The following is a 14233-nucleotide window of genomic DNA, read 5'->3' on the forward strand; positions in this document are numbered from 1 at the left end:
ACATCCTCGTCACATTAAAGTGAGGGGATGTTTTTTTGCTTGCCATTTCCAGGGTAATTTTGATAATATAGAAAACGCTCTCTCTACGCGGCGGCTGCAATGAATACCAATTGTTACCAGGAGGTGTTACATGCTCTTCACGGTGCTGGCACGCAAGGCGTACGCGAGAAATTTGCAGTATCGCGGCTCGCACTTGCTGCACAATTTGGTCAGCATGGCTTTCGGCTTCATTTACGTGAGCATCTGGACCGGACTGGGCCAAGATGCATCGCTCGGCGCTTACGGCCGGCAAGGAATGGTCGGTTACATCGCTTTTAACCAGTCCATACTATGGCTCACCCTGTTTCTTACCAATGGGCTCGGCCTCGAACAATCGGTGCGAACCGGTCAAATTGCGCTCGATCTCATGCGCCCCGTTCATTTGTTTTATCAGGCAATGAGCCGGGAATGGGGACAGATAGTCTACCAGTTTTTGTACAAATTTTTACCGATCTACATCCTCTACTTCTTCATCTTCTCCCTGAAGCATCCGGATCGCGGCTCCGTCTATGTTTGGACCGCGGCAGCACTCGTTTTTGCAGCTTACATCTCCATTTGCATCAATTACTTGATCGGCGTCGCCGCTCTCTGGACAACCGAATCCCGCTGGCTGTACTGGGTCAATTATGCGCTGAGCATGTTGTTATCCGGTTTTTTTATCCCTTTGGAGTGGCTTCCGGCATGGCTGCGCACGGTCAGCTCGCTGTCGCCCTATCCCTATTTGATCTACGTTCCGACCCGAATCTATATGCAGCTTGAGCAAGGAACTGACGCACTCGGCGCCCTCTTATGGTGCATCGGGTTTACTTGTGCCTGTCTGGCGCTTACACGCTGGGCCCGCAAAAAGCTGGAGGTGCAGGGAGGATGAACGCTTTGAAGCTATATTTGCTGCTCGTCCGCTCCAGCTTTCGAGGGCAGATGCAGTACAAATTCAACTTTATTTTTTCAATGCTCATGGCTTCCATGGTACATATTTCCGAATTTTTGATGGTCGCGCTGGTCATGATGCGGTTCGGCAATGTCAAAGGCTGGAGCCTCTATGAAGTGTGCTACTTGTACGGCGTAATGATGATGTCCAAAGCGATTTACCGCTCTTTTGCCTCGGACGTGCACCATCTGGAAAAATATCTCGTCAGTGGAGATCTTGACGCGCTTTTGACCCGGCCCGTTCCGGTGCTGCTCGCGCTCATGACGCAGAACGTAAAGCTTTTGCTTGCCGAAACGGGGCAAGGGCTGCTGCTGCTCGCGATATCCATGCGGGCGCTGATGGCCTCCGGGCAGATCGGATGGGCTTCCGTTCCGCTCACTGCGCTGATCATCCTGACCGGCGCGGTTCTATTATTTGCCATCGGGCTTGCCACGGCGGCGGCCGGTTTTTGGCTGACGCGCATCGAAGCGCTGCAAAACATGACGGAGGACGCGGCCCAGACCGCCTCGCGCTATCCGCTCGCTTTATATCCGAAATGGCTGCAAGGCATGCTGCTCGTACTCATTCCGGTCGGTTTTGTCAACTACATCCCTTCACTGTATATTTTGCGGCAGCAGGGCGGGATGTGGCTTATCGCCGTCACGGCGGCCGCAGCATGCGCTGCGCTGCTGATAGCGCTACGAGTGTGGAAAATAGGCATGTCCCACTACCAAAGCACCGGAAGCTGACGCAGCGGACCGGAAGCCGTTCGCGGGTAACGCTGTGCGGTGAGGAAACGATAAAAGGAGCGATCTCTTTGATTACCGTAACGAATCTGCGCAAAACATTCAAAACCCCGCTCGTCCAAGAAGGAAAATTTGCCGGGCTGCGGAGCTTGTTCTCTAGAAAGTACCGGGAAAAAGAAGCGGTGCGCGACGTGAGCTTTACCGTGGAATCCGGGGAATTCGTCGGGTACATCGGCCCGAACGGAGCGGGCAAATCGACGACGATCAAAATGCTCTCCGGCATCCTTCACCCGACATCGGGGGAGGTGCTGATTCACGGGCTGAGCCCGCAAAAGCACCGAAGGCGCGTCGTCCGCCGCCTGGGCGTCGTTTTCGGGCAGCGCAGCCAGCTGTGGTGGGATTTGCCTGTCAAAGATTCCTACGAAATATTGACGGCGATGTACCGGGTCGAGGAAGCGGACGCCCGCCGCAGGCTCGGAGAGCTGGAGGAACTGCTCGGACTTGGCGAGTTCCTGCACACGCCCGTGCGCAAGCTCTCGCTCGGTCAGCGGATGCGGGCCGATTTGGCCGCGGCGATGCTGCACGATCCGGATATTTTGTTTCTGGATGAGCCTACTATCGGCCTCGATGTCGTGGCCAAGCGCAGCATACGCGGCTTTTTGGAGGCGCTGAACCGCGATTTCGGCAAAACGATTCTGCTCACGACGCACGACATGGACGATATCGAGCAGCTTTGTAAGCGGGTTATCGTCATCAACCACGGCCAGATCGGTTACGACGGCTCGATCGGCGAGTTGCGAGAGAGAATCGGCCTGCCGACGATGATAAAGATTACGTTTCGCGGCGGCTACCGGGTTCCGGCCGGCCGCGAGCTTCCGTTCCGCATCGAGGGGCAGGGAGACCGCACGCTTACGCTGGCCTGCAACCGCCGGGAGCTGAAAGCGATGGAGGTGCTGAACACGGTCAGCGAGTGGGGCGAGATCGACGACGTGCACATGGAAGAGCCCGAATTTGAAGAATTGATCCATGGGGTGTATAAGTAAAGTAAGCATATCTTCATAAAACGATCAAGCTTTGAGGAAAGGAACATTATCGCATGGCTATAGACAAACAGGAGCGGCAGCAGGAAGCAAGCCGGCTGGCCGGAGTCCGGGAACGGATGGTAACGCGCATCGCAGAGCTTGCCCAAACCGTGGATACCCGCCAGTCGGACGTATCGGCGATCCGCCGCAACTTCTGGGACGATATTTCGGTGAACGCCGATAACGACGACGATGTCATTGAAACGGCGGCCAGCATTACGCAGCAAAGCATTGCGCTATCTCGCCAGGAGCGCAGCTACAGGCTGGCGGCAGACGCACTCCGCAAGCTGACGCGCGTAGTGGACGCGCCTTATTTTTGCCGCATCGACTTTGCAGAGGAAGGGGAGAGCCGCCCGGAGCGAATTTATATCGGGCTGACCTCCTTCGTCGATCCGCAAACCGATGAGATTTTGATTTATGACTGGCGCGCCCCGATATCCGGTCTGTTTTACGATTTTCCGCCGGGGCCGGCCGGTTACCGGACGCCGGAGATGGACGTAAGCGGCGAACTGCTGCTGAAGCGGCAGTACATCATCAAAGGCGGCGAACTGCAGGATCTGTTCGACACCGGGATCAGCATCGGCGACGACATGCTGAAGCAGATGCTCAGCCGCAGCGCCGACGAGAAGATGCACAGCATCGTCACGACGATCCAGCGCGAGCAGAACCGGATCATCCGCGACGACCGGCACAAAGTGCTCGTCGTGCAGGGCGCCGCGGGCAGCGGCAAGACGTCCGTCGCGCTGCAGCGCATCGCGTACTTGCTGTACAAATACCGGACGACGCTCAGCGCCGATAATATGATTTTGTTTTCTCCGAACTCGCTGTTCAGCGATTACGTGTCCAACGTCCTGCCGGAGCTCGGCGAAACGAACATGCAGCAGACGACTTTTCAGGACTATTTGACGCACAAGCTTGAAGGGACAGGCCTGTCGGCCGAAGACCCGTACGACCAGCTTGAATATTTGCTGACCGGGAGCGAGCGGGACCCGGACTATGCGGCCCGGCTGGAAAGCATCCGCTACAAAACGTCGGCGGCTTTTCTCGGAGTTATCGAAGCGTACGGCGAAAAGTTGAAAACCGCCGGCATCCGCTTCCGCGACTTCGCGGTCGGCCGCAAAGTTTTGCTCTCCGCAGAGGAGCTCAGCGGCCGCTTTTACGGCAAAGCTTCGAATCAGTCGCTCGGCGACCGGATGGAGCACCTTACCGAGTGGATTGTGGAGAGGCTGAACGGCATTCAGGCCGACGCGGAAAAGCGGTTTTACCGCAAAATGACCAAAGAGCCGACTTACCTGGGCACCGAGCAGGAAATGAAGCGAATGAGCCGCGCCAAGGCGCACCGGGCGATCGAGCCGCTCAAGGAGCGGGCCCGCAATCTGGCGTACATCGATGTGCTCGGCATGTACCGCGAGTTGTACGAAAATGCTGCGCTCCACGCGCAGTTGACTGGGGCCGCCGGGCAAGCGGTCCCTGCGGTCTGGGAGACGATTCGCGCATTCGCCGCCGCCCGGCTCGGGCAGGAGCGGATTTTGTACGAAGACGCCACGCCGCTCGTGTACCTGAAAGGCTTGATCGAAGGCCAGCAGACGGTCAACACGATCCGCTACGTCGTAGTCGACGAGGCGCAGGATTACTCGCCTTTTCATTACGCGTATTTGAAAAAACTGTTCCCCCGCGCGCGCTTTACCCTGCTGGGGGACTGGAACCAGGGCATCTTTACGCACGCGGATCAGGGCGGAGAGTTCGCCTCCATCAGTGAGCTGATGAAAGAGCAGGAAACGGAAACCGTCCGGCTGGTCAAAAGCTATCGCTCAACCCGCGAAATCACCGATTTCGCCAGCCGGATTTTGCCGCACGGCGAGCCCGTCGAGCCGTTCAGCCGGAGCGGCGAGCCGCCGCAGACGGAGCGCGCGGCGGACGAAGCCGACCTCAGCCGCAAGGTGGCGGCGGCTGTCCGCAAGCGCTTGGGCGGCGGAGCCGGGTCCGTCGCGGTCATTTGCAAGACCGAGAGCGAGGCCGTCCGCGCTCACGGGCTATTGCTCCCGCTGCTGCCGGAGCTGCAGCGGATCAGCAAGCAGACGCAGCACTACGAGGCCGGCGTCATGGTCGTGCCCGCGTACCTCGCCAAAGGGCTCGAGTTCGACGCGGTGATCCTCTACGACGCCGGGGCCGATGTCTACGCGGAGCCGAAGGAGCGCAAGCTGTTCTACACGGCTTGCACCCGGGCGCAGCATCATCTGGATCTGTTTTACAGAGGGGCGCTTACCCCTTTTCTTTCGGAAATATAGACGGCAGTCCATACCCATCCGCCCTGTGCCTCATACGATATGTATCAAGCGGGAACGGTAAAGTTCCATGCGCGGAAGGGAGGAATAACCATGTCACATTTCGGATTCCACACGAACACGGCTGTTATTCTCGTGCTTTTCATCCTGTTGGTTATCATCCTGCGCACGTTCTAATTCCGGGCGGGATCATGACGGGGGAGCGACAACGGTTTCGGTTTGGTTTGGTCTGCCGGTCCAAGCCGGGCAGGGCCTGATGAGATTGCTCATCGGGCCTTTTTTTGATAAAAATTACACTGCGCAGAGTATCCCACCGCTGAAAAGGGACGCTTCCGCCCACAGCTTGTTCGCTGTGCCGTTTTTGCGAAGCTGCGTGGGGGAGCGGCCACTCGTCTGCAAAACCTGCAGAAGTGCAGGCTTTCTCCGCGAAAGTGGCTCGTTTTGGCGAAAAGCCTGCGAAAGTGCAGGAATTTTCGGTAAAAGCGGCCCCGAGCCCGCGTGTCCGATGAAAAGCCTGCACATTTGCAGGAATTCCTCGCGGCAAGCGTACTAAGGCGCAAAAAGATGCACTTTTGCAGGTTTTCCGTAGCGTTGACAGGTATGCCGCTAGAAGTCTGTCCGGTGAACCTAAGTAGAAGGTATGTGTATGCGAAATGACGGGTGCTATGCAGCGTTAGCAGCCTATATGCAGTCATGATGCTCAACTCACAGCAGAAAAGCCAAGGCTCCGGCGGCGCGATTTGTTGAAAAGCGGCCCGCAATGCGGATCGGAGATGAAGATTATGTAAACGCTGTCGCTCATCTTCGAAAGACCTTGATAGAGTAGAGATTTTTCTAACAACGTTTTTTTCGACAAATAGCTACAAACTGAGATGCGTGTCCCAAGACTTAGGTCAGTCGTTTCGCCCGGGAGCGCAGCCGCAATTGCTTCCTTGGACACAAGCGGAAGCATTCAATTTGTGTTATCCTACATGAAAAATACAATTATTTCCATCGCATGCTCGATAGTATCCGTTTGCGGAACATTCCCGTTTATTACTTGGTCATGTGCCCAGGGCACCAGATCAATGAAATCCGCCAAAAGTGTTGAAAAATGGAACATCCTAGCGTCACACTACAAGTGAGAATCGTTTGCAACTTAAATGTTGACAAAATTTCATACAGTACTGCAACGGCAATGCAAACGATTCTATTGCAAATGCATCTCTATTTTTTATTTTATGAGGGAGGTGAGTACCGGTACCGGTAACGGCCTCGAATGAGGTTATACTCACAGATGCGGGCCAGACAGGAGCTGCAAGGAAAGAAGGCGAGAGAGCAAGGACAACTGCTCTGCGCCAATAAAGGGAGGGTTATTGATGAGAAAGGTACAACTGGGCAAAAGCGGCTCCAATGTAAGCCAAATCTGTTTGGGCTGCTTGAATTTTGGCACACGCAACAACACAGAGGTATCGTACGGACTGCTGGATCGCTATTTGGATGCAGGAGGCAGCTTTCTGGATACGTCCAACAACTACGCATTCTGGAGCGAAGCGGGCGTAGGCGGCCAGAGTGAAACCCTGCTTGGGGAGTGGATGAAGGAGCGCGGCAACCGCGACCGAATCTTCCTCGCGACGAAAGTCGGCGCGAACCCGACCTTCAAGGGAGGCGGCTTCGATGCCAAGGAAGGACTGTCCGCTGCTGCGATTATGAAGGCTGTCGACGAAAGTCTGACCCGTTTGCAAACTGACTACATTGATCTGTATTATGCGCATATCGACGATATGAGCACGCCGCTTGAGGAGACGATTGAAGCGTTCGACCGGCTGGTCAAGGCAGGCAAGGTCCGGACGCTGGGCTGCAGCAACCACTATACCTACCGGCTGGAACGTGCCAAAGCGATTGCGCATGCCAATGGCTGGACACCGTATAGTTGCATCCAGCAGCGGTATACGTACCTGCGTCCGAAGCCGGGAGCGGATTTCGACGTGCAGATCAGTGTATCCGACGAAATGCTGCAGTACTGCTCATCGCATGACGATGTGACGCTGTTGTCGTATTCCCCGCTGCTTAACGGATCATACACCCGTTCGGACCGCGAGCTTCCCCATCAGTACACCGGAGCGGACGCCGAGGCGCGTATTCGGGTATTGAGGGAGATTGCCGAAGAGACGGGGGCTACGAAAAACCAGGTCATTCTGGCATGGATGCTCCAAAGCAAGCCGCCGGTTGTTCCGGTTATTGCAGCGAGCACTGTAGAGCAGCTTCAGGAGAATCTGGATGCGCTTGAGGTTGTTCTCAGCCCTGAGCAGCTCCATCGATTGAATACGGCTGCTGCGATATAACACAATGAAATTTAATAGAAAAGGGGTGTAACCCTATATGGATAGCGATGAAACCATTGCAACGATTCCCAAGATCTGGGTAAACGTTAAGCACCGAATGCCGTTGTTCGGGCACATCATGAAGCTGCTGCGGTACAAGCAGTGGACGAAGAACGGCTTTATTTTCGCCGGCGTTCTGATTTCGTTCCACCAGATGACTATCGGCATGGTCGAGAACACCATACTGGCCTTACTGCTGTTCTGCGGCATCTCAAGCTGCGTCTATATCATCAACGATATTGTCGATATTGAGGCTGACCGGCTTCATCCCGTCAAGAAGATGAGGCCGCTGCCGGCAGGACATATCAAGATTCATCAAGCGCTTGTGATCCTGTTTATTCTGGGGCCATGCACGCTGGTGCTGTCCTTTCTGTTGAACATCTATTTCGGGGCAGTCATTCTCAGTTATTTTATCCTCAACCTCTTCTACTCCTTCAAGCTCAAGCGGTATGTACTGATCGACGTCATCATTATCTCAATCGGTTTCGTCCTGCGGGCATTGGCCGGATGTCTCGTTACGAGCGGCAAAGTATCCATCTGGTTCCTGCTCAGCATCGCCTTCCTCACCTTGTTCCTCGGCTTCAATAAACGGCGCAAAGAAATTTTGACGCTGGCAGACCACTCCACGCACACACGCAAAAGCTTAAGCGAATACTCGATCGGCTTGCTCAATGAAATTATCCCGATGCTTACCGCCTGCTCCATTCTCACCTACTCCTACTTCATCATCAACGAGACACAATCCAAGTATTTGATTGTCACCATCCCCCTTGTTCTGTACGGCATTCTAAGATATCAGTACCTGACTAATAAAACCGAATACGGGGAAAGTCCGGAGCTTGTGCTGCTCAGGGACAAGCCGATGCGCCTGATCCTGCTGCTGTGGCTTGTCGTCTACGTATCTCTGCAGAGCAATGTGATCGTGTAGCCGCAAGCGGCGGCAGTACAACCAATCCAAGTGGAAATAGGGTAGATGAATATGAGTATGAAGGCATTGTCCCGGGAACGCGCAGGCAGGCTCGCCTCCGGATTGTTGAGCAATCGGGCGATCGCAAGCTTTTTCAGCAATTTGGGCACCGTGTTTATTTTCCGCATGGTAGCGGCTGTTCTGAATATTGCCGGCCTCATTTTGGCTGCCCGGCATCTGGGTGTCGTTGCCCTCGGGGATATCACTCTGGTGCAAAATATCGCGTATTTCCTCATCATTCCAATGGTATTCGGCATTCATCTTTCGACCATCAAGTACTACCCGGCCTATTCCGACCAGCCCTCCGAGCAGGACAAGCTGCAGGAGCAGCAGATCATAGGGACGATTGTGGTCTGCAATACGATACTGGTCATTCTATGGACGGCGTTGTATCTCAGTGTGACCCAGGCGATGAATGTGTTCGGGCATATATCGGCGACGGAGTGGACGCTCAGCATTGTGTTCGCAGTGGCGCTTAATTTCTCGATGGTGTCCGAATCGGTGCTGAGGGCGAAGCAGAAGTTCTTCCTGCTCAGTGTGGCCAAATTAATCGGCACATGCGTGTTCTTCATCATCGTGCTGGCCTGCTATACCCGGCTGGATACGTACCCGTATTTCATTATCGCTTTGATCGTCAGCTTCGTGCTGTTCACACTCATCGCATTGATTGGGCTGCGGGGCAGCAAATTCACCTTCTCCAAGGAGATGGCGGGGAAGCTGTACCGGTATGGCGGCGTGACCATGATCAGTCTGCTGTTCTCGAACATTCTGTTTGCCAGCGACTTGTTCATTGTCAATTATTTTTGCTCCAGCTATGACGTGGGCATGTATTCGGTCTATCAGGTCAATGTGAAGAACTTCTTCAATCTTCTGTTCCATGAGGTGTTCGCGGTCGTCTTTCTGCCGACGGTAGCTCAGTTGGACAAGGGCAGGGTGTACAGCCTGATCGTCAGGTTCATCCCGCTGCTGCTTCCGGTTGCGATCATCGGCAACATGCTGCTGTGTGTCGTGCTGCTGTTCTTCTACGGCAAAGGGTATCCGCTGAACTGGACGTATGTCGGATTGGTATCCGTGAGTACAGGGTTTCATTTCATCTACTGGATTTTCCATTCGGTATTCTCCATGGAGGGGAAGAAGGGGGCCATGATGTGTCTGACGGCACTTGGCATTCCGCTGCCCTTATTGATTGCGGTGTATTTGGTATTGACGAAATATAACGGGATTTGGGGAACGATGGTCGCGAACCTTATCACCCAATGCGTACTGCTCGGAACGTTCGTCCTGCTGATTCGGTTCAAGTATCTCAAGCAGGCGAGACAGACGGCTTCCATACAGCAGATGCAGGCCTAAAAGGCACTCCCGGATGATGGAGGATGAGGGCGTATGAAGATCAGTATTGTCATACCGACCAAGGACAAGCTGTCCCGGCTCCGGTTAACGCTGCAGGGGCTGGAGGGTCAGATTGACCGGGATGCGGAAGTGATTGTTGTGTTCGACGGCTGCGACCCGGCGATGGTGGCGGCGTTCAGGGAGCTGAAATTCGCCTATAAGCCGGTCATGGTCGTCTGCGGGAAAAATGTCGGCCGGTCGGCTGCCCGCAATCTGGGGATCGAGAAGGCAAAAGGCGAGATCGTTGTGTTCCTCGACGACGACCGGGTACCGGGGGCGGACTTCGTGAAGAAGCATATCGAAGGGCAGCGGAAGCCGTGCATTCTGCTTGGCGAGCGACAGGATGTGCTGTTTACGGAGAAGGAAATCGAGGAGCTGTTCCAGTATGGCAATCAGGAGGAGCGGCTGGCGATTTTGCAGGCGAAACTGGTCGATCAGGAGCTTCATAAGCCGCTGCCGATCAAGCCGACCAGCAGGCTCAACTGGCTGTCGTTCTATACCGGCAATGTATCGGTCCGCAGGGAGCATCTGATTAAGGTAGGTATGTTCGATGACAACTTCAAGGGCTGGGGGCATGAGGATCTGGATCTGGGCATCCGTCTCTCCAGGCTCCGGCTGGCGTTCAACAAGGACAGCAGCATCAGAAGCTATCATCTGCTCCATGACAGCAGCTTCAACGTGGCGGAGCGGACGATGCAGTCGATGAAAAATCTCAAGTACATGATGAACAAATATAAATTCAGCCTGACGTACTGGGTACTGTCGGTCTTCTACATTAAGCACAAGCTGTTCGGCCTCAGTATAAACCGGCAGATTATGCAGGAGAAGCCGGCTGCAGAACAATGGAAGGGGTGAATGGTATGAGCCATGGCATGAACCGCGATCTTTTGGTTTCTATCATTATTCCGAACTATAACTACTCGAAAACGTTGCCCAAATGTCTGGATTCGCTGATGCATCAAACCTACGAGCCGATCGAGGTTATCCTGGTCGACGACGGCAGTACGGACAATTCCGTTGAGATCGCGCGGCAGTATCCGTGCACCATCATTCAAACGAAGAACAACGGCGTCTCCGCAGCCCGCAATACCGGCGTTGCCCACGCGAAGGGCGAGATTGTGTTCTTCCTCGACAGCGACGTGGCCCTGTTCCCCGATGCGATCGAGCATACGGTCCGCGCCTTCGAACTTGACCCTTCGCTTGGCTCGGTCTGCGGCATCTATGCGAAGGAAGCGCTGTTCAACGACAGCTTGTTCGAGGAATACCGGACACTGCAGAACTATTATTGGCGGATCAGCTCGGAAGGGTATGTGACGGCCGGCTTCTTCTCTCTCGGCGCGGTCAAGAAATCGGTATTTATCGAGCTCGGCGGCTTCGACCAAAAGCTGAACAATTCCGAGGATATCGAATTTGGCCATCGCATCAATGAGAAATACAAACTTCTCCTGACCAGCGCGGTCATGGGCTATCACGATGAAGAGCACCGGTTCAAACGGCTGGCGAGAAAAATGCATGAGCGTGCCCGGCAGCGGATTCCTTTTTACTTCCACCGCAAGAAATTTACCAAAGGATTCGAAACCCCGCTTCGCGGGCTCGGTATGTTGTTCGTCGGACTCAGCACGCTGCTGCTGCCCTTATCCGTCGTCCATCCTTATTTCTTCTACATGCTGATCGCAAGTCTTGCGATCTTCATTTTGACGGATTTCGGACAGTATGTGTTTGTGCTCAAGGAGAAGGGGCTGCTGTTCACGCTCTATTTTATCGGTGTGCATTGGGGAATTACGGCCGTCTGCTTCTGGGGCTTCGTACGCGGTTTTTTCGAATATTTCGGCAGCAAAGAGTTTCGTCTTAAATATAAATACGGGGAGTGACCATCGATGAAGAAAAATGTGCTGATTACCGGCAATAACGGCGTGCTCGGCAAAAACATGGTAGAGTACCTGCAGACTTATGCCAAGGATGATTATGAGCTGGTTCTGATGGATTTGGTCCATCCGCCCGAGCATGTCATGAAGTTCAAGACCGTCCGCTGCGACATCCGGGACAGGCAGCAGGTGGAAGAGGTGATGAAGGATATCGACATCGTCCTTCACTGCGCATCGGCTTCACCGACGTTCACGGAGGAGCAGATTCTCGACATTATCGTCAACGGCACTCGCACACTTCTGGACGGGGCGTTCCAAACCGGCAGGGCGCAGCGCTTCGTCTACATTTCGTCGACCTCGGTCTATGGCGTTCCGGAGAAGGCGCCGACGACCGAGAATGATGAGGTGCGGCCGTATGACCCGTATAATAAGGGGAAAATCATTGCCGAAGGGCTATGCGAGAAATGGCGCGAGCAGGGCAAATGCGTCACGATTCTGCGACCTCGCTCGTTCCTTGGCCTGCATCGGCTGGGCACCTTCGCCATTCTGTACGAGTGGGCGAGCGAAGGCCGGCATTTCCCGATGTTGGGCAAAGGGACGAACCGCTATCAGCTGCTCGATGTTGAGGATCTGTGCCAGGCGATCTACATGGCGATGATCAATGACGTGGACAAGGTCAACGATCTGTTCAATATCGGGGCCAAAGAGTTCTCTTCGATCCGCGAGGATTATCAGGCGGTTATGGATGAAGCTGGTTTCGGCAAGCGGATCATCTGCTTTCCTGCGCTGCCGATGACCGCGGCGCTGTATGTGCTGGAGAAGCTGAAGCTGTCGCCGTTCTACAAGCGTCTATATATGAAGCTGAACCGCAATCATTATGTCTCGCTCGATAAGGCGATCAATCAGCTTGGCTACCGTCCGAAATATTCGAATCAGGACTCCCTCGTCCGCAATTACCGCTGGTATCTGGAGCATCAGCGCAAGACGACGGATCGTTCGACGGGGCTTGGGAATAATTCGCTTTGGAACCAAGGAGCGATCAAATATGCGAAATATTTTTTCTAAGCGTAATTGGAGAGAGGTCGCTGCAGTTGTACTTGTTTTGGTCGTATTCATCTGTCTGCAATTCATTGCCGGACATGCGGCTTGGTGGAATGTCGTCAGCAGCGTCCCGCCTTTTTCCGTCCTGTTCCTGCCGGTGTTGAGCGCCCTGCTGCTCATTCGGGCAAGACGCAAGGCATTCCTGCTGATCTGCACGCTGCTGCTGCTCATTGTGGTCATTCCGCGGGCGGACATCAACTTCGATGCGCTTCACTTCTCCAGGGCTTCGGCAAGCGGCGATGGGGACAGTGTGAAGGTGATGGACTGGAATACGGAGTTCTGGAATCAGGGCGAGGAGCCCTCCCAAATGTACACCTTCCTGAAGGAGAGCAGGCGGGATCTGTATATTTTGGAGGAATATCTGTACAATACGCCGGATTGGAAGCCGTATTTGATCGACAAGCGGGCCGAGATTGAGGCCGCCTTCCCGGGTTATGAGGTAGTGACGGAGGATCAGTTCGCCGTCATCAGCAAGTACCCGGTGAAGCGGCATACGCTCTCTGCCACCAAGCAGGCGCTGCTGCTGACGCTGGATGTCGGCGGCAAGGAGCTGAATGTCGTTGGCATGCATCTGGAACCGCACGTCGACCTGGGCAACAGCGTTATGACCAAGGCGTTCTGGGACTATGCCGAGCGACGCCATCAGAGCCGAACCATTGGACTCGAAGAAGCGCAAGCCTTCATCGATGAAGTAGGAGACAAGCCGCTGTTCGTCACGGGCGACTTCAATACGACGCTGCTCATGGGCAGCCTAGATGCGCTCCGCAGCGAGCTGAACGATGCCGCAAAATATTCGGGAAGCCTGTTCCCGACCACATGGGAAGTTGGCGGCCATTACCTGTGGCGGATCGACCATTTCCTGTACAATCCGAACGTGAAGATCCTCTCTTATACCACGTCTCCGCAGCCCGAACTATCGGACCACAAAGCGCTGCTGGTCAATTTGCAGATCAAATAGCGGCTGTGCCGCGCAGTGGATGATTGCAGTGCCGGCAGGCTAAAGGGCCGGCATGGCGCAAACGTAGGCCCCCTCGTTGTGAAGGGGGCCTATTAGGCTGTGGTCGACCGACCGCCAGCATGCAGCGCAATACCGCGCGATGGGAGCTGCGCGCAGTGCGATTGAAAAAACCGCACGCCATGGCCGACAGCCAGAATCCGCCTTGCGGTGCAAAGAAAACCTGCAAAAATACATGAATTTGCGCCCGGTATGCGCTGATCACGAGAATTCCTGCAAAAGTGCAGGCTTTTCGCCGCGCAAAGGAGCTCGGGTTCATTTTCATCGAAAAAGCCTGCACTTTCGCAGGCTTTTCGCTAAAATGAACCATTTCCGCAGGAAAAAACTGCACTTTTGCAGGTTTTCTTCGGTTCTGGCTCGCAAGCCGGCTTATGACCGCCCGCCATGCAGCTACGAACGCGCCCCGCCGTCGCGCCCCGCGCCCGCAGTTGCGCCCCGCCGTCGCGCCCCGCGCCCGCAGTTGCGCCCCGCGCC

General features: G+C 54.9%; 12 protein-coding genes. All 12 read left to right on the top strand.

Annotated features, from left to right (window positions below; all coding sequences use genetic code 11):
- Positions 1–130 precede the first annotated feature (130 nt).
- On the top strand, positions 131–907 hold the full coding sequence (locus tag AC0LWT_RS15590; protein ID WP_474682178.1) for an ABC transporter permease: 777 nt from the start codon (positions 131–133) through the stop codon (positions 905–907).
- On the top strand, positions 904–1695 hold the full coding sequence (locus tag AC0LWT_RS15595; protein WP_474682179.1) for an ABC transporter permease: 792 nt from the start codon (positions 904–906) through the stop codon (positions 1693–1695). The genes AC0LWT_RS15590 and AC0LWT_RS15595 overlap by 4 nt, the downstream gene beginning before the upstream one ends.
- Before the next feature lie 68 nt (positions 1696–1763).
- On the top strand, positions 1764–2735 hold the full coding sequence (locus AC0LWT_RS15600) for an ABC transporter ATP-binding protein (protein WP_474682180.1): 972 nt from the start codon (positions 1764–1766) through the stop codon (positions 2733–2735).
- Between the two features lie 53 nt (positions 2736–2788).
- On the top strand, positions 2789–5062 hold the full coding sequence (gene helD, locus AC0LWT_RS15605; protein WP_474682181.1) for an RNA polymerase recycling motor HelD: 2274 nt from the start codon (positions 2789–2791) through the stop codon (positions 5060–5062).
- A gap of 90 nt (positions 5063–5152) precedes the next feature.
- Entirely contained in the window at positions 5153–5236 is an 84-nt protein-coding gene (locus tag AC0LWT_RS15610; protein WP_474682276.1) for a YjcZ family sporulation protein, read from the top strand.
- 1181 nt (positions 5237–6417) lie between these two features.
- Positions 6418–7383 (top strand): aldo/keto reductase, encoded by a 966-nt coding sequence (locus AC0LWT_RS15615; protein ID WP_474682182.1) that lies wholly within the window; start codon positions 6418–6420, stop codon positions 7381–7383.
- Positions 7384–7420: 37 nt separating this feature from the next.
- Complete coding sequence (locus AC0LWT_RS15620; protein ID WP_474682183.1) at positions 7421–8350, top strand: decaprenyl-phosphate phosphoribosyltransferase; 930 nt, start codon at positions 7421–7423, stop codon at positions 8348–8350.
- Between the two features lie 51 nt (positions 8351–8401).
- Positions 8402–9739, top strand: coding sequence for an oligosaccharide flippase family protein (locus AC0LWT_RS15625; protein ID WP_474682184.1), 1338 nt, complete (start codon positions 8402–8404; stop codon positions 9737–9739).
- A 33-nt stretch (positions 9740–9772) separates the two neighbouring features.
- Positions 9773–10633, top strand: coding sequence for a glycosyltransferase family 2 protein (locus AC0LWT_RS15630; protein WP_474682185.1), 861 nt, complete (start codon positions 9773–9775; stop codon positions 10631–10633).
- Positions 10634–10638: 5 nt separating this feature from the next.
- Positions 10639–11649, top strand: coding sequence for a glycosyltransferase family 2 protein (locus AC0LWT_RS15635; protein ID WP_474682186.1), 1011 nt, complete (start codon positions 10639–10641; stop codon positions 11647–11649).
- A 6-nt stretch (positions 11650–11655) separates the two neighbouring features.
- Positions 11656–12708, top strand: coding sequence for an NAD-dependent epimerase/dehydratase family protein (locus AC0LWT_RS15640; protein ID WP_474682187.1), 1053 nt, complete (start codon positions 11656–11658; stop codon positions 12706–12708).
- Entirely contained in the window at positions 12689–13702 is a 1014-nt protein-coding gene (locus tag AC0LWT_RS15645) for an endonuclease/exonuclease/phosphatase family protein (RefSeq protein ID WP_474682188.1), read from the top strand. The genes AC0LWT_RS15640 and AC0LWT_RS15645 overlap by 20 nt, the downstream gene beginning before the upstream one ends.
- The last annotated feature ends 531 nt before the right edge of the window (positions 13703–14233 follow it).

This window comes from Paenibacillus sp. sgz302164, from assembly GCF_056120505.1.